24 protein-coding genes are annotated in these 25,639 nt (G+C 72.4%); 10 read left to right on the top strand and 14 right to left on the bottom strand.

Features of this window, described 5'->3' with window-relative positions:
- Nucleotides 1-8: 8 nt before the first annotated feature.
- Nucleotides 9-866, bottom strand: a complete 858-nt coding sequence (map, locus tag ACFY8U_RS23215) for a type I methionyl aminopeptidase (protein ID WP_361433441.1) — start codon at nt 864-866, stop codon at nt 9-11.
- 58 nt (nt 867-924) lie between these two features.
- Between map and ACFY8U_RS23210 the strand changes: the two genes are divergently transcribed.
- The gene (locus ACFY8U_RS23210) at nt 925-1,155 is read left to right on the top strand and encodes a hypothetical protein (protein ID WP_361763265.1); all 231 of its coding nucleotides are present in this window, start codon (nt 925-927) and stop codon (nt 1,153-1,155) included.
- A gap of 34 nt (nt 1,156-1,189) precedes the next feature.
- Here the strand turns inward: ACFY8U_RS23210 and ACFY8U_RS23205 are convergent, their stop codons facing one another.
- Together ACFY8U_RS23205 and ACFY8U_RS23200 are read right to left on the bottom strand one after the other, a co-directional pair.
- Entirely contained in the window at nt 1,190-2,530 is a 1,341-nt protein-coding gene (locus tag ACFY8U_RS23205; protein ID WP_389573058.1) for an MFS transporter, read from the bottom strand.
- A 191-nt stretch (nt 2,531-2,721) separates the two neighbouring features.
- Nucleotides 2,722-3,324, bottom strand: coding sequence for a hypothetical protein (locus tag ACFY8U_RS23200; protein WP_389573055.1), 603 nt, complete (start codon nt 3,322-3,324; stop codon nt 2,722-2,724).
- A gap of 120 nt (nt 3,325-3,444) precedes the next feature.
- Here ACFY8U_RS23200 and npdG point away from each other — a divergent pair, with 120 nt between their 5' ends.
- Entirely contained in the window at nt 3,445-4,143 is a 699-nt protein-coding gene (gene npdG / locus ACFY8U_RS23195) for an NADPH-dependent F420 reductase (protein ID WP_389573052.1), read from the top strand.
- A gap of 24 nt (nt 4,144-4,167) precedes the next feature.
- Nucleotides 4,168-4,413 (top strand): hypothetical protein, encoded by a 246-nt coding sequence (locus tag ACFY8U_RS23190; RefSeq protein ID WP_389573049.1) that lies wholly within the window; start codon nt 4,168-4,170, stop codon nt 4,411-4,413.
- A gap of 120 nt (nt 4,414-4,533) precedes the next feature.
- Here the strand turns inward: ACFY8U_RS23190 and ACFY8U_RS23185 are convergent, their stop codons facing one another.
- Nucleotides 4,534-5,328, bottom strand: a complete 795-nt coding sequence (locus ACFY8U_RS23185; protein ID WP_389573046.1) for a site-2 protease family protein — start codon at nt 5,326-5,328, stop codon at nt 4,534-4,536.
- 99 nt (nt 5,329-5,427) lie between these two features.
- Between ACFY8U_RS23185 and ACFY8U_RS23180 the strand changes: the two genes are divergently transcribed.
- A complete protein-coding gene (locus tag ACFY8U_RS23180) occupies nt 5,428-9,732 on the top strand; it encodes a BTAD domain-containing putative transcriptional regulator (RefSeq protein WP_389573043.1) in 4,305 nt (1,434 codons plus the stop codon).
- Nucleotides 9,733-9,743: 11 nt separating this feature from the next.
- Here the strand turns inward: ACFY8U_RS23180 and ACFY8U_RS23175 are convergent, their stop codons facing one another.
- Both ACFY8U_RS23175 and ACFY8U_RS23170 read right to left on the bottom strand, forming a co-directional pair.
- Nucleotides 9,744-10,607: an ABC transporter permease gene (locus ACFY8U_RS23175; RefSeq protein WP_389573040.1), complete on the bottom strand. Its 864-nt coding sequence runs from the start codon at nt 10,605-10,607 to the stop codon at nt 9,744-9,746.
- Nucleotides 10,604-11,596, bottom strand: a complete 993-nt coding sequence (locus tag ACFY8U_RS23170) for an ATP-binding cassette domain-containing protein (RefSeq protein WP_389573038.1) — start codon at nt 11,594-11,596, stop codon at nt 10,604-10,606. Before ACFY8U_RS23170 ends, ACFY8U_RS23175 begins: the two co-directional genes overlap by 4 nt.
- Nucleotides 11,597-11,760: 164 nt before the next feature.
- Here ACFY8U_RS23170 and ACFY8U_RS23165 point away from each other — a divergent pair, with 164 nt between their 5' ends.
- Nucleotides 11,761-12,417: a GNAT family N-acetyltransferase gene (locus tag ACFY8U_RS23165; RefSeq protein WP_389573036.1), complete on the top strand. Its 657-nt coding sequence runs from the start codon at nt 11,761-11,763 to the stop codon at nt 12,415-12,417.
- A gap of 79 nt (nt 12,418-12,496) precedes the next feature.
- Here ACFY8U_RS23165 and panB read toward each other — a convergent pair whose 3' ends face one another.
- Nucleotides 12,497-13,360, bottom strand: coding sequence for a 3-methyl-2-oxobutanoate hydroxymethyltransferase (gene panB, locus ACFY8U_RS23160; protein ID WP_389573033.1), 864 nt, complete (start codon nt 13,358-13,360; stop codon nt 12,497-12,499).
- 311 nt (nt 13,361-13,671) lie between these two features.
- Between panB and ACFY8U_RS23155 the strand changes: the two genes are divergently transcribed.
- Nucleotides 13,672-14,694, top strand: coding sequence for an endonuclease/exonuclease/phosphatase family protein (locus tag ACFY8U_RS23155; protein WP_389573031.1), 1,023 nt, complete (start codon nt 13,672-13,674; stop codon nt 14,692-14,694).
- Between the two features lie 168 nt (nt 14,695-14,862).
- Complete coding sequence (locus tag ACFY8U_RS23150; protein WP_389573028.1) at nt 14,863-16,098, top strand: MFS transporter; 1,236 nt, start codon at nt 14,863-14,865, stop codon at nt 16,096-16,098.
- Here the strand turns inward: ACFY8U_RS23150 and ACFY8U_RS23145 are convergent.
- Nucleotides 16,064-17,824 (bottom strand): NAD+ synthase, encoded by a 1,761-nt coding sequence (locus tag ACFY8U_RS23145; protein WP_361593456.1) that lies wholly within the window; start codon nt 17,822-17,824, stop codon nt 16,064-16,066. The genes ACFY8U_RS23150 and ACFY8U_RS23145 overlap by 35 nt on opposite strands.
- Before the next feature lie 250 nt (nt 17,825-18,074).
- Nucleotides 18,075-18,929 (bottom strand): DUF4190 domain-containing protein, encoded by an 855-nt coding sequence (locus tag ACFY8U_RS23140; protein WP_389573025.1) that lies wholly within the window; start codon nt 18,927-18,929, stop codon nt 18,075-18,077.
- 153 nt (nt 18,930-19,082) lie between these two features.
- On the opposite strand from ACFY8U_RS23140, the gene ACFY8U_RS23135 reads away from it, so the two are divergent.
- Nucleotides 19,083-19,793, top strand: coding sequence for a DUF998 domain-containing protein (locus tag ACFY8U_RS23135; protein WP_389573022.1), 711 nt, complete (start codon nt 19,083-19,085; stop codon nt 19,791-19,793).
- Nucleotides 19,790-20,623, top strand: coding sequence for an alpha/beta fold hydrolase (locus tag ACFY8U_RS23130; RefSeq protein WP_389573020.1), 834 nt, complete (start codon nt 19,790-19,792; stop codon nt 20,621-20,623). The genes ACFY8U_RS23135 and ACFY8U_RS23130 overlap by 4 nt, the downstream gene beginning before the upstream one ends.
- On the opposite strand, the gene ACFY8U_RS23125 is transcribed toward ACFY8U_RS23130, so the two are convergent.
- The 4 genes from ACFY8U_RS23125 to ACFY8U_RS23110 form a co-directional block, all read right to left on the bottom strand.
- On the bottom strand, nt 20,608-21,027 hold the full coding sequence (locus ACFY8U_RS23125; protein WP_361763223.1) for a CBS domain-containing protein: 420 nt from the start codon (nt 21,025-21,027) through the stop codon (nt 20,608-20,610). The genes ACFY8U_RS23130 and ACFY8U_RS23125 overlap by 16 nt on opposite strands.
- Nucleotides 21,028-21,151: 124 nt before the next feature.
- A complete protein-coding gene (locus tag ACFY8U_RS23120; protein ID WP_389573288.1) occupies nt 21,152-21,787 on the bottom strand; it encodes a DUF305 domain-containing protein in 636 nt (211 codons plus the stop codon).
- A 2-nt stretch (nt 21,788-21,789) separates the two neighbouring features.
- A complete protein-coding gene (locus ACFY8U_RS23115) occupies nt 21,790-22,443 on the bottom strand; it encodes a DUF3105 domain-containing protein (RefSeq protein WP_361593446.1) in 654 nt (217 codons plus the stop codon).
- Nucleotides 22,444-22,524: 81 nt separating this feature from the next.
- The gene (locus ACFY8U_RS23110; RefSeq protein WP_389573018.1) at nt 22,525-22,860 is read right to left on the bottom strand and encodes a hypothetical protein; all 336 of its coding nucleotides are present in this window, start codon (nt 22,858-22,860) and stop codon (nt 22,525-22,527) included.
- A 292-nt stretch (nt 22,861-23,152) separates the two neighbouring features.
- Between ACFY8U_RS23110 and ACFY8U_RS23105 the strand changes: the two genes are divergently transcribed.
- The gene (locus ACFY8U_RS23105) at nt 23,153-24,514 is read left to right on the top strand and encodes a glutamine synthetase family protein (protein ID WP_352188302.1); all 1,362 of its coding nucleotides are present in this window, start codon (nt 23,153-23,155) and stop codon (nt 24,512-24,514) included.
- Between the two features lie 601 nt (nt 24,515-25,115).
- Here ACFY8U_RS23105 and ACFY8U_RS23100 read toward each other — a convergent pair.
- Nucleotides 25,116-25,639: tetratricopeptide repeat protein (locus tag ACFY8U_RS23100; protein WP_389573016.1), on the bottom strand; the 524-nt coding region annotated here is incomplete at its 5' end.

Here is a 25,639-nt window from a genome sequence, read left to right as displayed (position 1 = left end):
GGAGCGGCTCAGGGCAACGTAAGGATCTCGGCCCCGCTGTCCGTCACGACGAGCGTGTGCTCGAACTGTGCCGTCCGCTTCCGGTCCTTGGTCACGACCGTCCAGCCGTCGTCCCACATGTCGTACTCGTGCGTGCCCAGCGTCAGCATCGGCTCGATGGTGAACGTCATGCCGGGCTGGATGACCGTGGTGGCGTGCGGGGAGTCGTAGTGGGGGATGATCAGACCGGAATGGAAGGACGAGTTGATGCCGTGCCCGGTGAAGTCGCGCACGACGCCGTAGCCGAACCGCTTGGCGTACGACTCGATGACCCGGCCGATGATGTTGATCTGCCGGCCCGGCTTGACCGCCTTGATGGCCCGGTTCAGGGACTCGCGGGTGCGCTCGACGAGCAGCCGGGACTCCTCGTCCACGTCACCGCACAGGTAGGTGGCGTTGTTGTCGCCGTGGACCCCGTTGATGTACGCCGTGACGTCCAGGTTCACGATGTCGCCGTCGTTGAGGACGGTCGAGTCGGGGATTCCGTGGCAGATGACCTCGTTGACCGAGGAGCAGAGCGACTTCGGGAAACCGCGGTAGCCGAGGGTGGAGGGGTACGCCCCGTGGTCGCACATGAACTCGTGGGCGACCCGGTCCAGCTCGTCCGTGGTGACACCCGGAGCGATGTGCTTGGCGGCCTCCTCCATCGCCTGCGCGGCGATGCGGCCGGCGATCCGCATCCGCTCGACGGTGTCGGAATCCTGCACCTCGGGCCCCGTGTACGGGGTGGGCGCGGGCTTCCCGACGTACTCGGGACGACGGATGGCTCCCGGAACGGAGCGGTGGGGGGAGAGCTCCCCCGGTACGAGCAGCGACTGGCCAGACATGTCAGCGAGTCTAACGACCGCGTCTGGGGCAGCATGGCCTCAGAGGAAGGAGCCGACGATGGCCCTGTTCAAGAAGCGCACGGTGGGCAAACCGGGCGAGTGGTACTACTGCCTGGAGCACAAGAAGGTCGAGGAGGGGCCGGAGTGCCCGTCGAAGAACCGTTTCGGACCGTACGCCACACGTGAGGAGGCGTCCCACGCGATGGAGACCGCGCGGGACCGCAACGAGCAGTGGGAGACGGACCCGAAGTGGCACGACGCGCCGAAGGCGGACGAGACCCCGGACTAGATCCCGCCGTCACCGCACGTCGGACTTCTGCCCGTCAGGAGGCCGGGGCCCCGGTCCCGGCCTCCCGTGCGTCCCGCGCCCCGCCCGCCGGCGCCTCGCGGGCCTCCCGCTCCGCCTGCGCGGCCCTGTGGCGCAGCGCGTCCTCGTCCGTCTCGGAGTCGTACCGCAGGAGCTTCGGCAGGGCGAGGCAGAGCAGTCCCACCGAGGCCACGCACGCGACGCCGCCGGACCAGATCGCGGCCCGCGTCCCCGTCCAGCCCGCCATGGCGCCCGCCCGGACCTGGCCCAGCTGCGGGCCGACGCTGTAGGAGAGCACCTCGATCCCGGCGAGCCGGCCACGCAGCTCCTCCGGAATCGTCTGGTTCCAGATCGTGGCGCGGCCCAGACCGCTCGCCATGTCACCCGCGCCCGCGAAGGCCAGGCAGAGCAGCACCAGCCAGATGTTCGAGAACCAGCCGGCCGCGGCGATCGCGAGCCCCCACGCCGTGGCCCCGCACACGACCAGCCATCCGTGCCGGCGGATCCGCGAGGTCCAGCCGCTGGTCAGACCGAGGACGAGCGAGCCGACCGAGCCCGCCGCGTACATCAGACCCAGTGACCAGTCGGCGTCCAGCTCGTCCGCCAGGAACGGGAAGATCGTGTTCGGGAACGCGAAGAACATCGCGGCCAGATCGATCGCGTACGTCCCGAGGAGCACCGGCCGCGACCAGGCGTAGCGCGCGCCCTCCACGATGCCGCGCAGGGACGGCTTGTCGGCGTCGTGCGCGGGCGGCGCGGGGGAGAGCCGTAGACACAGCAGTACGGAGGCGAGGAAACCGGCGATCGTCACGGCGTAGGCGGGGGCGTGCCCCGCGTACGCCACGAGCAGGCCGGCGAGCGCGGGGCCCGCGATGGTGCCCATCTGCCAGCGCAGCGAGTTGAGCGCCGCGGCGGCGGTCTGCTGGTCGTGCGGCACGATCCGGGCGAGCAGGGAGTCCAGGGCGGGGCGCTGGAGACCGGCGAGCGCGGAGACGCCGGCGGCGACGACGTACAGCGGCCAGAGCATCGGCTCGGGCAGCAGGGAGTTGAGGAGCAGCAGCAGGGCGAGCAGCGCGAGCCCGGACTCGGTGGCGACGAGGACCTTGCGGCGGTCGACGGCGTCGGCGAGCGCGCCGCCGTAGAGCCCGAAGACGACCAGGGGGACCAGCTCGACCGCGCCCATCGCGCCGACGGCGAGCGGGGAGCCGGTCAGATCCTTGATCTGCAACGGCAGCGCGATCATCGCCACGGCGCTGGAGAAGAAGGCGACGAGCCCCTGGACCCAGAGGAGCCGGAAGTCGCGCGAGGAGCGCCAGGGCGCGAGATCGGGCAGTACGGCGGAGAGCTTCGAGGTCACGAGGTGCCATGCTCCGACCGCCACGAGGCGCCCGGCAACCGAATTACGGGGCGCAGGCAGGGGGGCGACCGCGGAAGGCGGAGGGCGCGATGGCGCCGGGAGTTCCGGAATGTGGTGACCGCGGACTGGCCGCGACCGGTTGCCGCGGGCTACCAGCGTGCCCGGGCGTTACCGGAACCGGTTGCCGTGGGCTACCAGCGTGTCGGTGGCGGAGACGTCAGGTGGTCCGCCAGGAGGGAGAGGCGGTCCCGGAGGCGGCGCCGCCCGCGCGGGGAGGGCAGGCTGTTCTCGCCGGCCGCCGCGCTCACCAGGTGCTGGACGGTGTCCAGGTCGACCTCCGCGCCCTCCCCCACCGTCAGCGTCTCGTGCGCGAGGCCCTGGACCTCCGGATCGCCGCCGTCGAGCGAGAGCACCGTCGCCCCCGCCCTGCGCGCGTCGTGGACGCGCTCCAGGAGCCCCGTGGGGGGCCGCTCCGGCGCCACCATCAGCAGCGTCGCCCCGCGCCGCGCCGACTCCAGCCGGCCGAGGCCCACGGCCAGGTGCGCCGGATCGCCCGGCCGCACCCGGTGCCGTACGAGCGTCGGCGTCAGCTCGGGCCTGCCCGACCAGGCAGCCTCGTCCACCAGATGGGCCGCCAGATGCCAGGGCTCGTACCCCTCCGTCCCCACCAGGAGCAGCCCGCCCCCGTGCGGTACGACCGAGGAGCGGAGCGAGCCCGCGAACCGGCGGGCCGCGGCCGGCCACTCCGTCCCGGCGAGCACTTCCCGCAGCAACGCGACGCGTACGGCATCCATGGGGCCGCATCCTGCCGCAGCCGGGCCGCGCGCGGAGGGCGGTTGCCGTGGGTTCCACCCGTACGGGAAAACCCGCCCGACGGGAAACGGATGGGCTGACCGGCCAGTAATGTCGAGGCCATGACTACGACTGACAGCAAGCCCGCCCCCAAGGACCCCTGGGACCTCCCCGAGGTGTCCGGCCTCGTCGTCGGCGTCCTCGGCGGCACCGGCGACCAGGGCCGCGGCCTCGCCTACCGCCTCGCCAAGGCCGGCCAGAAGGTGATCATCGGCTCCCGTGCCGCCGAGCGCGCCCGGACCGCCGCCGACGAGCTCGGTCTCGGCGTCGAGGGCGCCGACAACGCCGAGTGCGCCCGCCGCAGCGACATCGTGATCGTCGCCGTTCCGTGGGACGGGCACGCCAAGACGCTGGAGTCGCTGCGCGACGAACTCACGGGCAAGCTCGTCGTCGACTGCGTCAACCCGCTCGGTTTCGACAAGAAGGGCGCCTACGCCCTCAAGCCCGAGGAGGGCTCCGCCGCCGAGCAGGCCGCCGCTCTGCTGCCCGGGGCCCGGGTGACCGCCGCCTTCCACCACCTCTCCGCCGTCCTGCTCCAGGACCCCTCGATCGACGAGATCGACACGGACGTGATGGTCCTCGGCGATGAGCGCGCCGACGTCGAGATCGTCCAGGCGCTCGCCGGCCGCATCCCCGGCATGCGCGGCGTCTTCGCGGGCCGGCTGCGCAACGCCCACCAGGTCGAGTCGCTCGTCGCCAACCTGATCTCGGTCAACCGCCGCTACAAGGCCCACGCGGGGCTCCGGGTCACCGACGTCTGACCGCGTGCCCGGGCGGGCCCGGGCATGGGGGACACTGGACGGGCACCATCAGCCGTACCCGGACAGGAGCCGACCCCCATGCCCCGCCTCGCTCTGTACGCCCTCGCCGTCTGCGCTCTCGCCGTCGTCGCGGCCGTCGTCTCCTTCGCCGCGGGTATGTGGCTGGGGATCGTCTGGGTCCTGCTCGCCGGCCTCTCCTCGAACATGGCCTGGTACTACATCCGCCGCGCGAGGACCGAGGCCGCCCGCCCCGCCTCCGAGACGGCCTAGCCCCCGGGGCAGCCCTGATCCGGCCGGCTTCCCCCCGCCGTAGTGAGCTGTGGCGGGCGGAGTTCCTCGTGTCCGTCACCCTGGGCCGCACGGTGGGTAGCGCAGGCCGGGGCCGCGGCCCTAGACCTCGCAGAGGTCCGGCGTCTCCTGCCAGATGCGGTAGAGGTTCGAGCCGCAGTAGCGGGATTCCTCGGGCACGCCGAGCGCCCGCATCAGCGCGTCGATAGCGTCGAAGAACGCGCCGTTGACCGCCGGGACGAAGAGCAGCGCGATCACGATGAAGAAGCCGTACGGCGCGTACGGCTCGATCTGCCGCTTGATCTTGTACGACAGCCAGGGCTCGATCACCCCGTAGCCGTCCAGGCCCGGCACCGGCAGGAAGTTCAGCAGCGCGGCCGTCACCTGGAGGAACGCCAGGAACGCGAGCGCGTACTGGAACGCGAGCGGGACGCCCTCCAGCGCGTCCAGCCAGAACGGCGCCGTACAGACGATCGCGAACAGGACGTTCGCCACCGGGCCCGCCGCCGAGATGAGGCTGTGCTTCCAGCGCCCCCGGATCCGCCCCTGCTCGATGAAGACCGCGCCGCCCGGCAGACCGATTCCGCCCATGATCACGAAGAGCACCGGCAGGATGATGCTCAGCACGGCGTGGGTGTAGGCGAGCGGATTGAGGGTGAGATACCCCTTCGCGCCGACCGTGATGTCCCCGCTGTGCAGCGCGGTGCGGGCGTGCGCGTACTCGTGCAGACAGAGCGACACGATCCACGCCGAGGTCACGAAGAGGAAGATCGCCAGGCCGGCGGAGGAGGCGAAGCCGGTCCACACGGCCCAGCCGGTGACCGCCATGACGGCGAGGATCGCCAGGAAGACCGGGCTGATCCTGCGCTCATGGCTGCGGGCGGTGGCCGTGGTCATCGGTGGGACTCCCTGGGGCGCGGCGGGGTGTCTGCGGGAAACGTGCCGGGGCGGGGGTGAGTTCCTGCGATGATCCCCGGCTCACGGAGAATAGGGCCTGTGCGTTATTCCGTCCTCGGTCCGACCCAGGCCCACACCGCCCACGGCGCCCCCGTCGCCCTCGGCGGGGCCCGTCTGCGGGCGCTGCTGACCGTTCTGGCCCTGCGGGCCGGGCGGACGGTGCCGGTCTCCGTCCTCGTCGACGAGGTCTGGGCCGGGGACCCGCCGGCCGACGCCGGCGCCGCGCTCCAGGCCCTGGTGGGCCGGTTGCGTCGGGCGCTCGGGCGGGAAGCCGTGGAGTCGTCCCCGGGCGGCTACCGGCTGGCGGCCGGCCCCGAGGACGTGGACGCGCAGCGCTTCGAACGGCTGGCGGGCGAGGGCGTACGGGCGTTGGGCGCGGGCGACCCGGGGCGGGCGGCGGAGCTGCTCGACGAGGCGCTCGGCCTGTGGCGGGGGCCCGCGCTCGCCGACCTGCCCGACCGTACGGCGGAGGCGGCCCGCTGGGAGACCCGCCGCCTCGACACCCGCCGCGCCCGCTTCGACGCGGCCCTCGCGCTCGGTGACGGCGCGTCGGTCCTGCCCGAACTGTTCGCCCTCTGCGAGGCGCACCCGCTCGACGAACCCCTCCAGGCCCTGCGCATCCGCGCGTTGCGCGACACGGGCCGCGCGGCGGAGGCCCTCGCCGCCTACGACGCCGTCCGCCGCGACCTGGCAGACCGCCTGGGCACGACCCCGTCCCCGCCCCTGCGCGCGCTCCACGCGGAGCTGCTGTCGCCGGAGACCGGGCCGCCGGGCCCGGGCCAGGGGCGGACACCCCACGAGCCGCTCGCCCGGCCCGGGAACGGCCCCGGCTCGCGGGACGACCTGCCAGGCACCGGCACCCCTGCCGGGGCTGCGGGGCGGGGTGTGACTCGCCCCTCGGCCGCGACCGCTTCGGCACAAGCCGCCAACGCCGCTTCTGCCGGCCCTGCGGGGCACGGGGGCTCCGCCGCCCCGGCGCAGGCCGCCACGCCCGGCCCCGCCGGTCCCGGGGGCGCGGACGGATCGGTGCCCCCGGCGGCCACCGGCCCGGCGCAGGACGCCAACGGCGCCCCCGCCGCTACCGCGGATGGGCCCGTCGCCCGCGCGGCCATCGGCCCTGCGGGCGGCGCCGGTGTCGCCGCCCGGCCTTCGGGGCCGGACGGCTCCGTCGCCCCGATGACGCCCGGCCCGGCGCAGGCCGCCGACGGCGCCCCCGCCGCTTCCGCGGACGCGCCCGTCGCCCCGGTTACCCCCGGCCCGGCGCAGGACGCCACCGCCGCTCCCGCCAGCGCGGACGGATCCGTCCCCCCGGCAGCCCCCGGCCCGGCGCAGGCCGCCAACGGCGGCCCCGCCGCTCCCGCCGACGCGGGCGGATCCGTCGCCCCGGCGGCCACTGGCCAGGCGCAGGACGCCCCCGCCGACGCGGGCGGAGCCGTCGCCCCGGCACCCCCCGGCCCGGCGCAGGACGCCAACGGCGGCCCCGCTGCTCCCGCAGACGGCTCCGTCGCCCCGGCAACCCCCGGCCCGGCGCAGGACGCCGCCCCCGCCGCCCCCGCGGGGCCCGGCGGATCCGTGACCCCGGGAGGCCCCCGCCCGGCGCACTTTGCCCCCGGCGGTCTTGGTGGGCCTGTGGGGCGCGGGGGAGCTTGGGGGGCGGCGGCCCCCGGCTCGGCCCACGCCCCGGGCGCAGGGCGGGACGCGGAGGGCCTCGCGGACCCGGGGCGTAGCATCGGGCCGCCCCGGCCCGGGAACCTTCGGGCGCGGCTCACCAGTTTCGTCGGGCGCGGTCAGGACATCGCCCAGCTCCGCGACGACCTGCACGGGAGCCGGCTCGTCACGCTGCTCGGTCCCGGTGGGGCCGGGAAGACCCGGCTCTCGCAGGAGGGGGCCGAGCGCGCCGCCGGGGCCGGGGCGTGGCCCGACGGCGTCTGGCTCGCCGAACTCGCGCCCGTCACCGACCCCGAGGCCGTCGCCGAGGCCGTGCTCGGCGCCGTCGGGGCGCGCGAGACCGTGCTGCGGGGCGCGGGCGCGGAGGAGCTGCGCGGCACCGACACCCCGCTCGGACGCCTCGTCGAGCACTGCGCCGCGCGCCGCCTCCTGCTCATCCTGGACAACTGCGAACACGTCGTGGACGCGGCCGCCGCCCTGGCCGAGTCGCTCCTCGCCCGGTGCCCCGGCGTGACCGTCCTCGCCACGAGCCGCGAACCGCTCGGTGTCCCCGGCGAGTTCCTGCGCCCGGTGGAGCCGCTGCCGCCCGGGAGCGCGCTGCGGCTGCTCGGCGAGCGCGGCGCCGCGGCCCGCCCCGGCTTCGACCCCGGTGACGATCCCGAGGCGTGTGCGGAGATCTGCCGGCGCCTCGACGGCCTCCCGCTCGCGATCGAGCTCGCGGCCGCGCGGCTACGGCTCCTGACACCGCGCCAGATCGCCGACCGCCTCGACAACCGCTTTCGTCTCCTCACCTCGGGAGCCCGCACCGTCCTGCCCCGCCAGCAGACCCTCCGCGCGGTGGTCGACTGGTCCTGGGATCTGCTCGACGCGTCCGAACGGGCCGTTCTGCGCCGCCTGTCCGCCTTCACCGGCGGCTGCGGCCTGGAGGCGGCGGAGGCCGTCTGCACGGCACCCGTAGGACCGGCCGGCGAGGCCTCCGAGCCCGCCGCGCCGCACGTGGAGACCCTCGACGTGCTCGGCTCGCTCGTCGACAAGTCGCTGGTCGTCGCCGCGCCCGCCGACGACGGGACGATGCGCTACCGGCTCCTGGAGACCGTCGCCGAGTACGCCGGCGAGCGGCTCGACCAGGCGGGGGAGCGCGCGGAGATCGAACGGCGCCACCTCGTCCACTACCGCGAACTCGCCCGCCGTACCGATCCCGAACTCCGCAGCGGCGGCCAGCGCCGCGCCGTGACCTGGTTCCGGACCGAGTACGAGAACCTGCGCACCGCGCTGCGCCGCGCCGTCGCCGTACGGGACGAGCATGAGGCGCTCGTGCTCGTCCACTGCCTCATCTGGTACTGGCAGCTGCGCGACCTGCGCGCCGACGCCCTGCACTGGGCCGAGGAGGTCGCCGCGCTCGGGCCCGACCCGTTCGCGCCGCCCGCCGTCCCCGCCGTACCGCTCCACGAGCCCTGCACCGCCACTCCGCCACCGCTGAGCGAGGAGCAGCTCTGGGAGGCCAGACGCGGGGTGCGGCTGATCGAGCTGCTCAACATGGACTACGAGACGGGCGGGTGGACCAGCCCCGAAGGCTCGGAGCGGCTGCGCCGCATCACCGCCGTCTACCGGCCCGGGCTCCCCCAGACCTGCCGGATGCCCGGCTCCTTCGCCGTCTTCGCCGTCCTCCTCATCGGCGAAGGGGGCCGGATGCGGGAGGTCCTCGACGCCACCGTCGAGGCGTGCCGCGCCTTCGGGTACGAATGGGAGCTCGCCAACGCCCTCCAGACGCGCGCCAACCTGCTGGCCAACCGGTCCGACCTGGCGGCCGAGGCGGCCGCCGACGCCGAGGAGAGCCTGAAGATCTTCGTCCGCCTCGACGACGCGTGGGGCGCGGCCGAGGCGCTCTCCTCACGCGGCGAGGCCCGCGAGCGGCAGCGCCGGTACGAGGGCGCGGCGGAGGATTTCGCCGCGGCCATCGGCTACGCCGAGCGGATCGGCGCCCAGACCCAGAAGGCCCTGCTGCGCGCCCGCTACGCGGACATGCTCGCCGTGACCGGCCATGAGGAGGAGGCGGAGGTGATCCTCCGTGAGGTCCTGGAAGCCGGGGAGAACCGCGGACACGAGCCGGTGCTCGCGGCCCGGCTGTTCCTGGCGATGCTGCTCGGCCGCACCGGTCGTACAGCCGAGGCCCGGCAGCAACTGACCGGTCTCCTGGAGGACTTCAGCTCCGACACCCTGTCGATCTTCGCCGGGTTCACCCTCGGCGGTCTGGCCTGGCTGGACAACCTCGACGGGCAGTACGCCCCGGCGCTCGACCTGGCCCGGGAGGCCCTGGACCGGTCCCTGAGCACGCTGTCGATGATGGTCGCCCCCCAGATGCCGGCCCTCCATCTGGTCACCGCGGCCTGGGCCCTCGCCGGTCTCGGCGGCCCCGGTGGCCACGGCGGCCCCGGCGGCCACGACGCGACGATCGGCGCCCGGCTCCTCGGCGCCCACCGGGGCCTGCTCCCCGAGGGCCATCTGCTCTCGCCGCCCGAGCGGGAGAACCTGGAGCAGGCCACGGCACTCGCCCGGTCCGTCCTCGGGGACGAGGCCTTCGAGGCCGCCTACGCCGAAGGCGGTGGCCTCTCCCTGGAGGAGGCCACCGCCCTGCTCGCCCGCACCGACGCGATCAACGGGCGCGCCGAGTCCTGAACCCGTGAGCCTCAGGTCTTCTTGCGGAACTTGGCGACCGCGAGCGGCGCCGTCACGGCCGTGATCACCACGGCCCAGCCGAGCGTCATCCACACCGAGTCGCCGACGGGGGTGCCGTTGATCATGGCCCGGGCGGCGTCGGCGAGGTTCGACAGCGGGTTGTAGTCGGTGAAGGTCTCCAGCCAGCCGGGCATCGAGGTCGGCGGGGCGAAGATCGACGAGCCGAACTGCAGCGGCATCAGAACGATCATGGCCATCCCCTGGACGGCCTGGGCCGTCTTCATCGCGAGACCGAGCAGGATGAAGATCCACATCAGTGAGGCGCCGAAGACCATGGACAGGCCGATGGCGCCGAACAGGTCCAGGATCGAGCCCTTGATCTCCAGGCCCAGCAGGAAGCCCATGCCGAGGAGGATCGCGGTGGCGATCAGCATCCGGCCGATCTCGACGACGATCTTCGCGATGAGGACGGAGGACCGGGCGATCGGCATCGTCCGGAACCGGTCCATGACCCCCTTCTTGAAGTCGTCGTTGATGCCCGTGCCCACGGCCATGGCGATGTTCATGCCCATCATGGCCATCAGGCCGGGGACCACGTAGTTGACGTAGGCGTCGTTGTTGCCCTTGCCGGAGATCGCGCCGCCGAAGACGTACACGAAGAGCAGGACGAAGATGATCGGCATCAGGACGACGTCGAACATCGACTCCGGGTCCTGCTTGATCTGCAGGGCGTTCCGCCGGGCCAGGGCGCCGATGTGGCGGAGGTTGGCGCGCAGACCGATCCGGCCCTCACCGCCGGGCGCCGGACGCGTCGGAGCCGGGCCCGGCGCGTCGACGGGAGCCTTGGTGAGCTGTGTGGTCGTCGTGGTGCTCACGCGTCGACCTCCTCGGGGGTCGTGTCGGAAACGGTGGTCTTCTCGCCCGTGATGGCGAGGAAGACCTCGTCCAGGCTGGGCAGGTGCGTGCCGATGTGGGCGATGCCGAAGCCCCGCGCGCCCAGCAGGCCGACGACGGCGGTCAGCTGCTCGTCCGTCAGGATCGGCACGTACAGCGCGCCCTCGTCGGGGACGACGGTCGAGCCGGCGATGCCGTCCAGGCCCGACTCGCGCAGCGCCGACGCCATCGCGGGCAGGTCGGCCGGGTCCACCGGGCGGATCGTGAGCGTGCGGCCGCCGACGCGGGCCTTGAGCTCGTCGACCTTGCCGTTGGCGATGACCTTGCCGCGGTCGATGACGGTCAGCTCGCTCGCGAGCTGCTCCGCCTCCTCCATGTACTGCGTGGTGAGCAGCACGGTCACGCCCTCGGCGACCATCCGCTTCACCTCGTCCCAGACCTCGTTGCGGGTGCGCGGGTCGAGGCCGGTGGTGGGCTCGTCCAGATAGAGGACGGCGGGCTGCCCGATCATCGAGGCGGCGAGGTCGAGCCGCCGGCGCATACCGCCGGAGTACTGCATCGCGGGCCGCTTGGCGGCCTCGGTCAGCGAGAACCGCTCCAGGAGGTCGTCGGCGCGGCGCCGGGCGTCCGCGCGCGAGAGGTCGAGCAGCCGCCCGATCATGTAGAGGTTCTCCCAGCCGGAGAGCTTCTCGTCGACCGAGGCGTACTGGCCGGTGAGGCCGATCGTGCGGCGGAGCTGGCGGGGCTGCTTCACCACGTCGTAGCCGGCGACGGTGGCGGTCCCGGAGTCCGGGACGATGAGGGTGGACAGGCAGCGGACGAGCGTGGTCTTGCCGGCCCCGTTCGGGCCGAGCACGCCGAGGACCGTGCCCTCCCGGACGTCCAGGTCGACCCCGTCGAGGGCCTTCGTCTCGCCGTAGTGCTTCACGAGGCCTCGTACCTCGACGGCGTTGTGTGCGGATCGCGTCATGGCCACCATCAGATCAGCCGCCACTGACAACGCACCGACAGAAGACCGACAGCCGTCCGACACCCCGCCGACCGGCGTCGGAACGAATTCGGGCGACAGCGCGCGGCGGCTCTGGAACGCTGTCGGCCCGAACCGACGAGCGAACCGCGAGGGAGGGGCGACCGATGACGTTCGCGCTGGAGGGACCGCTTCTGGAGGGCGCGCTGGTGCGCCTGGAGCCGCTGGACCAACGCCACGCGGCGGATCTGGCCGCGGCGGCAGAGGAGGACCGCGGCTCCTACCGCTTCACGCGGGTACCGGTGCGGGCCGGGATCGAGGAGTACATCGAGACCCGGCTCGCCCTGGCCGCCACCGGGAAGCTGGCGCCGTACGCGCAGGTGGAGCGGGCATCGGGGCGCGCTGTCGGCGTCACCGCCTACTGCGCGCCGCGGCTCTCCCCGTCGGGGGACGGACTGCGCGCCGTCGAGGTTGGCTACACCTGGCTCGCGGCGTCCGCGCAGGGCACGGGCGTGAACACCGAGTCCAAGTACCTGCTGTTCCGGCACGCCTTCGAGAACTGGGACCTGCCCCGCCTCGATCTGGAGACGGACGCGCGCAACAGCCGTTCGCGCGCCGCGATCGAAGCGGTGGGCGCGCGCTTCGAAGGGGTGTTGCGCCAGTGGGCGCCGTCATGGGTCGAGGGCGAGGAGGGCCGGCTCCGCGACTCGGCGCTCTACTCGGTCATCGCCGCCGAGTGGCCGGACTGCCGGGCCCGGCTCGAACAGCGGCTGGCCGCGGGCCGCGCGAAGAGCTCGCGCGCGGCCCGCGGCCGGCTGTCCTGATCGAACGGCCCTCCTCAAGGGGCCCGAAGGCCTCCTAGCGGAAGGCGAACGGCCCTCCTCAAGGGGCCCCGGAGGCCTGCTAGTGGAAGGTGTGCTCCTCGGCCGGGAACGCCCCGCCGGTGACGTCCTCCGCGAAGGCCCGGGCGGCGTCGCCGAGGGTCTCGCGCAGGTTCGCGTACTGCTTGGTGAAGCGCGGCACCTTGCCGCCGGTCAGACCGGCCATGTCGGTCCAGACGAGGACCTGGGCGTCGGTGTCCGGGCCGGCGCCGATGCCGATGGTCGGGATGTGCAGGGAGCGGGTGACCTCGGCGGCCAGCTCGGCCGGTACGAGTTCGAGGACGACGGCGAAGGCGCCCGCGTCCTGGGCCGCCTTGGCGTCGCTGAGCAGCCGGTGCGCGGCCTCGTCGCTGCGGCCCTGCACCCGGTAGCCCATGGTGTTGACGGACTGCGGGGTCAGGCCCAGGTGGGACATGACCGGGATCCCGGCCTGGACGAGCAGCTCGGTCTGCGGCAGCGAACGCTCGCCGCCCTCCAGCTTGACCGCGCCGACGCCCGCGTCCTTGACGAGCCGGGTCGCGTTGCGCAGGGCCTGGACGGGCCCTTCCTGGTACGAGCCGAAGGGGAGGTCGCCGACGACGAGGGCGCGCTTGGTGCCCCGTACGACGGCGGCCGACAGGATGGTCATCTCGTCCATCGTGACGGGCACGGTGGTGTCGTAGCCGAGATGGCAGTTGCCCATGGAGTCGCCGACGAGGACGACCGGGATACCGGCCTCGTCGAAGACGGACGCGGTCATGGCGTCGTAGGCGGTGAGCATCGGCCACTTCTCGCCGCGGGCCTTGGCAGCGGTGATGTCGTGGACCGTGATACGGCGCGTGCCCTTGCCTCCGTACAGCGCCTTGCTGCTGTCGGGGGACTGCTTCTGGGCAGGCTGAAGCGTCATGGTGAACGGCTCCTTCGTCATCTCGAGGCGCCCTGACGGCGTCCCCGGACCACGTCCATGGTGGCACCTCCCGCGGCGACGGGGGAAGTGCGGTGAAGTGGCGCTGTTCACACCGCCGCAACGGCAGAATTTCGGCGCGTACGTACGAATGTGCGCGTTCTGTCACAGCCACCCCGCCCCGCGCCGGGCGCGGGAACCCGCCGCGCGGCCCTGTCGTCCCCCGTGGCAGTACCGAGGACCCGTCATCACCTAGTGTCGACGTCGGGTCACGGGGCACGGCAGCACGACGGCAAGGCAGTGAGGACTGAGTGATGGCGCGGGTGGACATGGCGGAGACGGAGAACGGTGGCGCCGGGGACGAGCGCTCCGGATCCCGGTTCCGATCGGCGCTCGACCGCCTCCGCGGCGACCGGGGCATCTGGCGCCGCGGCATCCTGCTGGCCGTCTGCGCGGTGCTTCTCACGCTGGCGATGGCCTTCCACGCCGAGATCCCCAACCGGATCGGAAATCTGGGCAGCCTCAACGAGACCTTCCTGCCCTGGCTGGGCGTCCTCGTGCCGGTGCTGCTGCTCCTGGCCCTGCTGCGGCGCTCGGCCACCGCGCTGATCGCCCTGCTCCTGCCGGCCGTGGTCTGGGTGAACCTCTTCGGCGGGCTGATCACCGACAAGTCCGAGGCGGGCGGTGACCTCACCGTCGCCACCCACAACGTGAACGCCGACAACCCCGACCCCGAGGGCACGGCCCGCCAGATCGCCGAGTCCGGCGCGGACGTGGTGGCCCTGGAGGAGCTCAAGGGCGAGATGGTCCCGGTCTACGAGAAGGGCCTGGCCGAGGCGTACAAGTACCACTCCGTGCAGGGCACGGTCGGCCTGTGGAGCAAGTACCCGCTGCACGGCACCGACTCCGTCGACATCGGGATGGGCTGGACCCGGGCGATGCGCTCCACGGTCTCCGCGCCCGGTGCCGAGGTCGCCGTCTACGTCGCCCACCTCCCGTCCGTCCGGGTCAAGATGAACGCGGGCTTCACCGCCAACCAGCGCGACAACAGCGCGGACCTGCTGGGCGAGGCCATCGCCGCGGAGTCCCACGAGCGGGTCGTCCTGCTCGGCGACCTCAACGGCACCATGAACGACCGCTCGCTCAACGCCGTCACCGCGCAGATGCGCTCGACACAGGGCGCCTCGGGCGACGGCTTCGGCTTCAGCTGGCCTGCCTCGTTCCCGATGGCGCGGATCGACCAGATCCTGGTGAAGGGCGTCGAGCCGATGTCCTCGTGGACGCTGCCGGAGACCAGGAGCGACCACCTGCCGATCGCGGCGCGCATCAAGCTCTGACGCTCGTACGGCTCCGACGCTCGTACGGTTCTGATCCGCTCCGGTCGTCGGACGGCCCTGATCGCGGCCGGGTCGAAACCTTCCCGTCACCTGGGGGAGGCCGCCGGGAACATTTCGGCTGAGAGTATTTGTTCAGTCGAAGAACTATTCCCTGGAAAGGCTTCTCCCATGCCCCTGGCGCTGTTCGCGCTCGCCGTCTCCGCCTTCGGCATCGGCACGACCGAGTTCGTGATGATGGGCCTGCTGCCCAACGTCGCCGACGACCTCGGCACCTCCGTCCCCACCGCCGGCCACCTGGTCTCCGCGTATGCGATCGGCGTCGTCATCGGCGCCCCGCTGCTCACCGCCCTCGGCTCGCGCGTGCCGCGCAAGAAGATGCTGCTCCTGCTGATGGCGCTGTTCGTCGTCGGCAACCTGGCGTCCGCGCTCGCACCCGGCTTCGGCTGGCTGGTCGCGGGCCGGGTCCTGGCCGGGCTCCCGCACGGCGCGTTCTTCGGCGTCGGCGCCGTCGTCGCCGCGCGGCTCGTGGCCGAGGGCCGGCAGGCTCGGGCGGTCGCCACGATGTTCCTGGGACTCACGGTCGCCAACATCCTCGGCGTACCGGCCGCGACCCTGCTCGGCCAGCACCTCGGCTGGCGGGCCACCTTCCTCGTCGTCACCGTCATCGGCCTGCTGGCCATGGCGGCGCTCGCCCGGCTCGTGCCGTACGTCCCCGTCGACGAACGCCAGAGCCTGGGCCGCGAGGTGCGCGCGCTCGGCCGGCCTCAGGTCCTGCTGGGCCTGCTCACCGCGGTCTTCGGCTTCGCGGGCGTCTTCGCCGTCTACTCCTACCTCGCCTCGATGACCACCGAGGTGATGGGCTTCGGCGAGTCCTCGGTCACCCTCGTCCTCGCCCTCTTCGGCATCGGCATGACGGCCGGCGCGCTCGCCGCGGGCCCGCTGACCGACCGGGCGCTGCGACCGACGCTGTACGGCTCCCTCACCGCCCTCGCGCTCGTCCTGGTCGCCTTCCGCTTCACGATCCATGTGCCGTGGCTGGCGCTCGTGACCGTCGTCGTCCTCGGCGCCGTCGGCTTCATGACCACCACCCCGCTCCAGATGCTGGTCATGAACAAGGCCAAGGACGCGCCGACGCTGGCCTCCGCCTCCAACCACTCCGCCTTCAACCTCGCCAACGCGGGCGGCGCCTGGGCGGGCGGCGCGGCCGTCGCGGCCGGCTGGGGCTGGAGCTCCCCGACCCTGGTCGGTGCGGTCCTGGCGGTGGTCGGCCTGGCGATCGCCGCGGTGGCGGGCCTGCTGGACCGCACCCGTACGACCGGGCACGCCTCCCGCGTCGTCGCGGGAGGCGCCCCGGCCGCCGAACGAGCGGTCAGTGGCTCGTCGTCTCCCGCCAGCGGTTCGTGATCGGCAGGCGGCGGTCCTTGCCGAAGCCCTTGGCCGAGATCTTGGTACCCGGCGGGTACTGGCGTCGCTTGTACTCCGCCGTGTCCACCATCCGCAGCGTCCGCGCCACCAGCTCCTCGTCGAAGCCGGCCGCGACGATGGCGTCCTTGCCCTGGTCGCGGTCGACGTACAGCGCGAGGATCCGGTCCAGGACGTCGTAGTCCGGCAGCGAGTCGGTGTCCACCTGCCCCGGGCGCAGCTCGGCGCTCGGCGGCTTGGTGATCGAGCTCTCCGGGATCGGCGGCGTCATGCCGCGCTCCTCGGCCGCCCGGTTGCGCCAGCGCGCCAGCCGGAACACGGTCGACTTGTAGACGTCCTTGATGGGTCCGTACGCCCCGACCGAGTCGCCGTACAGGGTCGAATACCCCACCGCCAGCTCGGACTTGTTGCCCGGCGCGAGGACGATGTGGCCCTCCTGGTTGGAGAGCGCCATCAGCATCGTGCCGCGCAGCCGGGACTGGAGGTTCTCCTCCGCGAGACCGGTGAGCCCCAGGGCGCCCATGTACGCGTCGAACATCGGCTCGATCGACACCGTACGGAAGTTGAGGCCGGTACGGCGGGCCAGTTCGGCGGCGTCGCCGCGTGAGTGGTCCGAGGAGTACTTGGACGGCATCGAGACGCCGTACACGTTCTGCGCGCCCACCGCGTCGCAGGCGATCGCGGCGACCAGTGCCGAGTCGATACCGCCGGAGAGGCCGATGAGGACCGAGCGGAAGCCGTTCTTCGCGGCGTACGCGCGCAGGCCCACGACCAGCGCCGAGTAGACCTCCTCGTCGTCGTCGAGCCGGTCCGCGTACCCGCCGGTCAGCTCCGGCTCGTACGCGGGCAGCGGCTCCTCGGAGAGGACCACCCGCTCGATCCGCAGCCCGTCGTCGACGACGCCGGTGGGCGCGTCGGGGGAGGCGGCCGGCAGGTCGAGGTCGACGATCACCGTGCCCTCGGAGAACTGCGGGGCGCGCGCGACGACTTCGCCGCTCGCGTCGACGACGATCGAGTCGCCGTCGAAGACCAGCTCGTCCTGGCCGCCCATCATCGCGAGATAGGCCGTGGTGCAGCCCGCCTCCTGGGCGCGCTTGCGGACCAGTTCGAGGCGCGTGTCGTCCTTGTCCTGCTCGTAGGGCGAGGCGTTGATCGAGACGAGCAGCCCGGCACCCGCGCTGCGGGCCGCCGGAACCCGGCCGCCGTCCTGCCACAGGTCCTCGCAGATCGCGAGCGCCACGTCGACGCCGTGGACCCGGACGACGGGCATGGTGTCGCCCTGGACGAAGTAGCGGTACTCGTCGAAGACGCCGTAGTTGGGGAGGTGGTGCTTGGCGAAGCGCAGCACCACCTCGCCGCGGTGGAGCACGGCGGCGGCGTTCTCGGGGGACCCGGCGGGCCGGCCGAGGCGGGGCTTGGCGCGGTCCGAACGGTCGAGATAGCCGACGATCACGGGGAGCTCCCCGAAACCCGCGGCGTCGAGGCGCCGGGCGAGCGCCCGCAGGGCGTCCCGGGACGCCTCGACGAAGGACGAGCGCAGCGCGAGGTCCTCGACGGGGTAGCCGGTCAGCACCATCTCCGGGAACGCGACCAGATGCGCGCCCTGCTCGGCGGAGTGCCGGGTCCAGTGGACGATCGCCTCGGCGTTCCCGGCGAGATCGCCGACGGTCGAGTCGATCTGATTCAGAGCGAGGCGTAGTTGAGGCACGTGCCCAGTGTAATCGTCAGACCGACGCTATGTCCTGACGACGGCCAGGATCGGTGTGGTCAGGCCGGGGCCGGGGTGGCTGCTCGGCCCCGGCCGCCGGACGACGACGGCCGACGGCGCGGCGGGGGGGGGGGCCCCCCCCGGGGGGGGGGGGGGGGGCGGCCCCCCGGGGGGGGGGGGGGCCCCGGCGGGGGGGGGGGGGGGGCCCCCCCCCGGGGGGGGGGGGCCCGGCCCCGCGCCGCGCGTTCGGCTACTTCGTCGGGCCGAGCCAGATCGCTTCCTCGTGGTCGAGGATCGTCGGGCTCAGCTGGACCTGCAGCTCCCCGTCCGCCTTCGGCGAGACCGAGAACGTGAAGTCGGACTTGGCCTGCTTGCCGGGCAGCACGTTGCCCTGGAACATCTGCGTGGCGTTGCTGCCGTCGAAGACCGGCTCGGCCCGCGCGCCCTCCGCGTCGCTCGCGTCCACCAGGGCGCCGGTGACGTCGAGGGTCTCCTTGCTGCCGTTGACGATCGTGACCGTCACCTGGAACGCGCTGTTGCCCTTGGCGTGCCCGGCGGCGAACTGGTCGGGCTTGTAGGCGCGCGGCTTGGAGACGGTCACCTTGATCCCGTCCTCGTACGCGAAGGTCTGACCGAACTTCAGCGCCGTCGGCGCGGCCTCGGTCGGCTCGGCGTCCGTGGCCTCCGCACCGGGCTTGGCGGGAGCGGCGGTGGCCTTCTCCTGCTTCTTGATCTCCTTGTCGATCTCGTCCGCGACGTCCTTCACCGCGGTGGCGACGACGATCAGCCAGATGATCGAGACGACGATGGAGAGCGCGCCGAGGATGAGGCCGGTGAGGGCCATCCCCTTGTTCGTCGCCTCGCCCTTACGCGCGCGGGAGTGGCCGATGATGCCGAATATGAGGGCCAGCAGGCCCAGGATCCCGCCGAGCCAGAACAGGAACGGGATGATCGCGAAGAGCAGGCCCACGATGCCGAGGACGAGAGCGGTCACCCCGAGCCCGTTGCGCGGCTGCTGGAACGGCGGCTGCGGCGGCATCCCGGGCATGCCGGTCGGCGGCTGCCCCCAGGGGTTCTGGCCTGGGGCGTTCATGGGCGTGGTCATGCGGCATCCTCCGAGGTGGTCAGGGTGTTGACGTTAAGCCAGCTGATTATGGAGGAGCCAGGGATTTTGTGATCAATCGGTGGTGGTCGCCGGCCGGCCGGTCGCACCCCGGCCGGTGGGACCCGGCAGCGTCCGCATAACATCCGTACCACTATGTCCACTTCTCGTCCCGGCAGTGCCGCGCGAGTCACCGCGGTCCTCCTCGTCCTCGGCGCGCTCGCGTACACCGCCTGGGCCCTCGAAGCCGTCGTCAGGACCGGGCTCGACCCGGTGCGGACGTACGTCTCCGAACTCGCCGCCACCGACCAGCCGCTCGGCGGCCTCTTCCGCGCGACCGACCTCACGGCAGGCCTCCTCGTCCTCGCGGCGGCCACCACGGCGCTCCTGGCGACCCGTCGGCAGCCGACGGACTCCGGCCGCCCCCGCCCCCGCCGTCTCGTCCTCGTCGGCTGGTTCGCCCTCGCGCTCTTCGGCGCCGCCACCGCCGTCGACTCCCGGCTGCCGCTCAGCTGCGCCCCCACCGCCGACCCGGCCTGCGCCGCCCGCGAGGCCTCCGGCCTGGTCCCCGGCACCCACACCGCGCACGCCGCCAGCTCCGGTCTCGCCATGGCAGGGGCGCTGGCCGCCATGATCGCCCTGACCCTCGCCGCCCGCCGCTACCGCATCTGGCGGCCCCTCAGCCGTACCGGCGCCGTCCTCGTCGCCCTCGAACTCGCCGCCACCGTCTGGACCCTGACCGCCGTCGCCGCCTTCGAGACGGGCGGGGGCACCTGGGCGCTGGGGGTCGGCCAGCGGCTCCAGGTCCTCCTCGTGGCACTCTGGCTCGCAGTACTCGCCGTCTCCGTGGCCAGGGAGAGACCTTGAGCGTGTTCGTACGGGTCGGGGGCGTGGCCCATCACGTCGTGACCGAGGGCACCGGACCCGTCTGCGTCCTCAGCGCGGGCCTCGGCATGAGTTGGTTCGACTGGGACGCGGTCGTCCCGCTGCTCACCCCCCACCGCACGGTCGTCCGCTTCGACCGGCCCGGCCACGGCCTCTCCGCCCCGGCCGCCGTCCCGCCCAGCGCCACGGGCGAGGCGCACCGCATCGCGGGCCTTCTGGACGCGCTCTCCCTGCCCGGGCCGGTCACCGTCGTCGGGCACTCCATCGCCGGGTTCCACGCGGAGGCCTTCGCGCGCCTCCACCCGGACCGTACCGCCGGGATCGTCCTCGTCGACGCGTCCGTCGAGGAGCACGCCCGTACCCCCGCCGCCCCCGCCCTGCGCACCGCCGCCGCCCGCGGCCTCGGGACCCTGCTGTCGGCCGCCGGCGCCCCGGCCGCCATCGGCCCCGCGGCCCGCCACGCCACCGTACGGCTCTCCCGCGCCGCGGGCGGGGACCCGGCACCCGCCGACCTCGTACGACGCGTGTACTCCACCTCGCGCGTGCTCCACGGAACGCTCCTGGAGAACACCCACTACCGCGCCGTCGCCGCCGAACTCCTCGCCCTGCGCGAGCGGTTCCCGCTGCCGCAGGGCCGCCCCGTCACCGTCCTCGCCGCCCCCGACGGCTCCGCCCGCTGGGCGAGCCGCCAGCGCGCACTGGCCCGACGGCTCGGCGCCCGCTACGAGGCGGTCGAGCCGTCGGGCCATCTGATGATGTGGGACCGCCCGGACGCCGTGGCGCGCGCGGTACGGGATCAGGAGGAGGCGTAGACGGTCGCGCAGAACTCCTTGATCTGCTCGTCGTTCAGATGCTGCGCCAGATCGGCCTCGCTGATCATCCCCACGAGACGCTTGTTCTCGATGACCGGCAGCCGCTTGATCTGGTGCCCCGTCATCTCGTCGAGAACCTGGCTCACATCCGAACCCGCCTCGATCCAGCGCGGAGTGCCCTGCGCCATCTCTCCGCAGGTCACCTTCGCCGGGTCATGGCCCATCGCGACACAGCCGACCACGATGTCGCGGTCCGTGATGATGCCGCACAGCCGCTCGTTCTCGTCGGCTATGGGCAGCGCGCCCACATTGAGGTCGCGCATCAGCTGAGCCGCGCGGTCGAGCGTTTCGTGCCGGGGGATCCACTGGGCCCCGGGATGCATGATGTCCTTCGCCGTGGTCATGGGGTGCGTACCTCCGTAGAAACGTCGTCGTACGTACGTCCCCGAGCGCAAACCATTGTCCGCGTACGCGGCGGCCCCCGCGACCGCTGGGGTCACGGGGGCCCGGCCCGCTGTCTGCCGGCCGTCAGGCGCGCGGCTTCCCGCCCCGCGCCTTCAGCAGATCCGCCATGAGGGCGATCTCCGACTCCTGGGCGTCGACCATGCCCTGCGCCAGGTTCTTCTCGATCTCCACGGAGCACTTGTCCACACAGCCCTGGGCCATGTGCACACCGCCCTTGTGGTGGTCGGTCATCAGCTGGAGGTAGAGGATCTCCGCCTCCTTGCCACTGGCCCTGCGCAGCTGCTCCAGCTCGGTCTTGGTCGCCATGCCCGGCATCAGTGCCCCGTCGAGCGGGCCGGTGCCGCCGTGCCCGTCCATGCCCATCCAGGCCATCGGCTCGGTGCCCGACTCGACCTTCGGCAGGCCCCACATGTCCAGCCAGCCCAGCATCATGCCGCGCTGGTTGGCCTGGGTGTTGGCGATGTCGTACGCCAGCCGGCGCACCTCCTCGTCCTCGGTGCGGTCCCGGACGATGAACGACATCTCGACGGCCTGCTGGTGGTGGACCGCCATGTCTCGGGCGAAGCCCGCGTCGGCCGAGGCCGGCACGGGGGACGCCGGAGCCTCCTCGCGCTCCGCCGAGGCGACCGTGACGGCGCCCCCGGCGAAGAGCAGCGCGAGGACGACGGCGGCGATCGACGCCCCGTGCGTACGGGTCAGCTTCACTGGGTGGCCCCGACACCGCCGGTGCATGCCGCGCCGGGCTCGGGGGTCTGCGGGCCCTGCACGTACTTGGTGAAGAAGGCGTCGACGCGCGGGTCGCTCGCGCTGTCCACGGTCACCTGCTTGCCCCAGGCGCTCAGCATGATCGCGCCGGTCTGGTCGTCGACCGGGCTCATCAGCGAGTACGGGGTCTTGCCGACCTTCTCGGCCAGCTTCTTCACCTCGGCCTCGTCGGCCTTCTTGTTGTACGTGACCCAGACGGCTCCGTGCTCCAGCGAGTGCACCGCGTTCATCTCGGCGATCTTCGCCGTGTAGACGTCGCCGTCGCAGTTCTGCCAGACCTGGTCGTGGTCACCGCCGACCGGGGGCTTCATCTCGTAGGCCACCGGGGTCGTCACGTGGTTGCGGCCGAGCTTCTTGGCGTCCCAGGACTTCTCGTCCTTGATGGGGGCCTTCGCGGCGGCCTCCTTCTGCTCCTTCTTCTCGGACTCCTTGTTGAGCACGTAGCCGCCGAAGCCGACGAGGCTCAGGACGACGACGGTGGAGACACCGATGGTGAGGAAGCGGTTGCGGCGCTCGCGGGCCTGCTCGGCCCGGCGCATCTCCTCTATTCGGGCGCGGCGGTCGGCGTTGGAGGAGCGGTTGGCGGCCATGTGAATGTCGTCCTTCTCGGATGTGGGGTGGCGTCAGGCATCGGGCGTGAGCCGGGGGCGGGGGCGGATGCGGCCCGCCGGCTACGTCCGCATTACTTGAAGGACGTGCAGGTCCGGTGCGCGGGGCTGCGCGTCGGGACGGAGCGCCCGGCCGGTGTCGTACGCCGGTACGGGGCCCGGGAGCCGGCCCTCCGCGTGCTGCGGAGGGTCGAGCGGCGGCGCGGTGAGCACCGCCGGGCTGAGCGAGGGGAACAGCGAGCAGTCGCCTCGGTCGTACGGGCAGACGTACTCGTTCACGTGGGCCGCGACCCGGTGGTGCGCCCGGGTGGTCTCGTCGTGGGCGGAGGCCGTGTCGCCGGCACCCAGACAGACGAAGAGCGCGGCGAGGAGCGTCGCCACGGCACTCGCCAGTGCCATGGGACGCGCGCGCCTGGACAGGCGTACGAGTGGAGGGCCCCCCATGTGCGGAGATCGTAGTGGCCCATGGGCCGGGAGTGGGGATCCGGGGGGAAGTACGGGGGAAGTGCGGGGGAACCACAGGGGGAGCGGACGCCCGGAACCGGCCTGTCCACCGTTACCTGAGTCACACCCGAGCAGGCACTATGGGTGTGCAACGTGCGCGAAACCATGTGGTGGGATGCTCAGGTGCCCCCCGATGTGCCCGAGGCGGTGGGAACAGGCGGCCTGACCAGCAAAGATGGGTGTGGAAATGGACAAGCAGCAGGAATTCGTGCTCCGGACGCTCGAAGAGCGTGACATCCGGTTCGTGCGGCTGTGGTTCACCGACGTGCTCGGCTTCCTGAAGTCGGTGGCCGTGGCGCCCGCCGAGCTTGAGCAGGCGTTCGACGAGGGCATCGGCTTCGACGGCTCCGCCATCGAGGGCTTCGCCCGCGTATACGAGTCGGACATGATCGCCAAGCCGGATCCGAGCACGTTCCAGATCCTGCCGTGGCGCGCGGAGGCTCCGGGCACGGCCCGGATGTTCTGCGACATCCTCATGCCGGACGGCTCACCGTCCTTCGCGGACCCGCGCTTCGTCCTCAAGCGCATCCTGGCAAAGACCTCGGACCTGGGCTTCACCTTCTACACCCACCCCGAGATCGAGTTCTTCCTGCTGAAGGACAAGCCGCTGGACGGCACGAAGCCGACCCCCGCCGACAACTCGGGCTACTTCGACCACACCCCGCAGAACGTGGGCATGGACTTCCGCCGCCAGGCCATCACGATGCTGGAGTCGATGGGCATCTCGGTGGAGTTCTCCCACCACGAGGGCGCCCCGGGCCAGCAGGAGATCGACCTCCGCTACGCCGACGCGCTGTCCACGGCCGACAACATCATGACCTTCCGCCTGGTCATGAAGCAGGTGGCGCTGGAGCAGGGCGTGCAGGCCACGTTCATGCCGAAGCCGTTCTCGGAGTACCCGGGCTCGGGCATGCACACCCACCTCTCCCTCTTCGAGGGCGACCGCAACGCGTTCTACGAGTCGGGTGCGGAGTACCAGCTCTCCAAGGTGGGCCGCTCCTTCATCGCCGGCCTGCTGAAGCACGCGGCCGAGATCTCGGCCGTCACCAACCAGTGGGTCAACTCCTACAAGCGCATCTGGGGCGGCTCGGCCCGCAGCGCGGGTGCGGGCGGCGAGGCCCCCTCGTACATCTGCTGGGGCCACAACAACCGCTCGGCCCTGATCCGCGTCCCGATGTACAAGCCGGGCAAGACGGGCTCGTCCCGCGTCGAGGTCCGCTCGATCGACTCCGGCGCCAACCCCTACCTGACCTACGCGGTCCTCCTGGCGGCGGGCCTCAAGGGCATCGAGGAGGGCTACGAACTCCCGGCGGGCGCGGACGACGACGTGTGGGCCCTCTCGGACGCGGAACGCCGCGCGATGGGCATCGAACCGCTGCCGCAGAACCTGGGCGAGGCGATCGCGCTGATGGAGAAGAGCGAACTGGTGGCGGAGACGCTGGGCGAGCACGTCTTCGACTTCTTCCTGCGCAACAAGAAGCAGGAGTGGGAGGAGTACCGCTCAGAGGTCACGGCCTTCGAGCTCCGGAAGAACCTGCCGGTGCTGTAGGCGCAGGTCAGAGCGGGTTAGACCCCGAAAACACGATCAGGGCCGACGGCGGCGAACCGTCGGCCCTGAGGCGTTTCAACGGGGCTGGGCCGTCTCTGGGCCGTCCGGCAGCGGGGAGGCAGCCTCGTATGCGATTGGCAGCGGTGGCTCGGGAGGAGCCGTCTGCCATGAAGGTCGCGCTGCCGAGTTCCGCCGAGCGCCGGCCGCTCCACTCCCACCTGTGGAAACAGAGAGAGCGCTCCGGAATCCGCCCAGGTGGCTACTGGGTGGCAGCGGCAGATCCACACGCCGCCAACGCCGCCCTGCACGGTTCATACCCGAGGGGCGGCGTGGCTCGCGCCGCACTGCTGACGGACGGTGCGGCACGGCTGAAACGATTTTCATCGTGGCAGATTGGGCGGAACCCGCTGGCCACGCAGCAAGCGACTGCGGTCTTCGTACGTCCATAGAGCAACCGTGCGGCGCCTGCTTATGGCTCTCTCTACTTCATCCAGGGAGCGCGTCCCCCACGCGCGGGGCGTGCGGCCCATCGTCCGGGTCGCCGCCCCTGTCTTCGCTCGCTCCGGCCGCCGCCCAGGTGGCATGCATCCACTGAGAGTGATCAGTCGCGTGGTGGTGGGTTTTCGGCGTTTGCACGGGAAGTGGTTGCCGCTTCGTCATCGCCAGCGCAGGTATACGCAGCGGCAGACTGTTCCCATGCTTCCCGAACCCGGGACGGCTCGGCACCGGATTTAGCCAAACTGGTGGCGAGCTCGCCCCATGCTTCCCCAGCGCGCGCCCAGTCTTCCTCCATGGCCAGCATGGCGACCGCCTTCTCTCCCGCCGCGAGGGCCTCTGGGTAGTGCTCCAGATTGCGCTCTGCGACGCCGAGGTTGTTCCAGACGATGGCTTGGCTGTGGGTGTCGCCTGTCTGCTGGTACAGCTGGAGGGCGGTTTGGTGCGCGGTGTGTGCTTCGTCGTATCGCCGGAGCTCTCCGAGTGCGTTGCCAAGGTTCGTCCAAACGTCGGCTTGGCCGCTCACGTCGCCTGTCTGCTGGTGGAGCTGGAGGGCGGTTTGGTGCGCCGCGTGTGCTTCGTCGTGGCGCCGAAGTGCTCCGAGTGCGTTGCCGAGGTTGTTCCAGACGT

It is taken from the genome of Streptomyces sp. NPDC012508 (assembly GCF_042902595.1).
Lineage (GTDB): Bacteria > Actinomycetota > Actinomycetes > Streptomycetales > Streptomycetaceae > Streptomyces.
Note: the sequence above shows the minus strand (reverse complement) of the source record. Positions and strands in the feature narration are given on the sequence as shown.

Bases quoted from the DNA above. Each gene is read 5' to 3' on its own strand.
- map (WP_361433441.1), bottom strand. From the start codon at position 866: ATGTCTGGCCAGTCGCTGCTCGTACCGGGGGAGCTCTCCCCCCACCGC.
- ACFY8U_RS23210 (WP_361763265.1), top strand. From the start codon at position 925: ATGGCCCTGTTCAAGAAGCGCACGGTGGGCAAACCGGGCGAGTGGTAC.
- ACFY8U_RS23200 (WP_389573055.1), bottom strand. From the start codon at position 3,324: ATGGATGCCGTACGCGTCGCGTTGCTGCGGGAAGTGCTCGCCGGGACG.
- npdG (WP_389573052.1), top strand. From the start codon at position 3,445: ATGACTACGACTGACAGCAAGCCCGCCCCCAAGGACCCCTGGGACCTC.
- ACFY8U_RS23190 (WP_389573049.1), top strand. From the start codon at position 4,168: ATGGGGGACACTGGACGGGCACCATCAGCCGTACCCGGACAGGAGCCG.
- ACFY8U_RS23185 (WP_389573046.1), bottom strand. From the start codon at position 5,328: ATGACCACGGCCACCGCCCGCAGCCATGAGCGCAGGATCAGCCCGGTC.
- ACFY8U_RS23170 (WP_389573038.1), bottom strand. From the start codon at position 11,596: ATGACGCGATCCGCACACAACGCCGTCGAGGTACGAGGCCTCGTGAAG.
- ACFY8U_RS23165 (WP_389573036.1), top strand. From the start codon at position 11,761: ATGACGTTCGCGCTGGAGGGACCGCTTCTGGAGGGCGCGCTGGTGCGC.
- panB (WP_389573033.1), bottom strand. From the start codon at position 13,360: ATGACGCTTCAGCCTGCCCAGAAGCAGTCCCCCGACAGCAGCAAGGCG.
- ACFY8U_RS23155 (WP_389573031.1), top strand. From the start codon at position 13,672: ATGGCGCGGGTGGACATGGCGGAGACGGAGAACGGTGGCGCCGGGGAC.
- ACFY8U_RS23150 (WP_389573028.1), top strand. From the start codon at position 14,863: ATGCCCCTGGCGCTGTTCGCGCTCGCCGTCTCCGCCTTCGGCATCGGC.
- ACFY8U_RS23140 (WP_389573025.1), bottom strand. From the start codon at position 18,929: ATGACCACGCCCATGAACGCCCCAGGCCAGAACCCCTGGGGGCAGCCG.
- ACFY8U_RS23135 (WP_389573022.1), top strand. From the start codon at position 19,083: ATGTCCACTTCTCGTCCCGGCAGTGCCGCGCGAGTCACCGCGGTCCTC.
- ACFY8U_RS23125 (WP_361763223.1), bottom strand. From the start codon at position 21,027: ATGACCACGGCGAAGGACATCATGCATCCCGGGGCCCAGTGGATCCCC.
- ACFY8U_RS23115 (WP_361593446.1), bottom strand. From the start codon at position 22,443: ATGGCCGCCAACCGCTCCTCCAACGCCGACCGCCGCGCCCGAATAGAG.
- ACFY8U_RS23110 (WP_389573018.1), bottom strand. From the start codon at position 22,860: ATGGCACTGGCGAGTGCCGTGGCGACGCTCCTCGCCGCGCTCTTCGTC.
- ACFY8U_RS23105 (WP_352188302.1), top strand. From the start codon at position 23,153: ATGGACAAGCAGCAGGAATTCGTGCTCCGGACGCTCGAAGAGCGTGAC.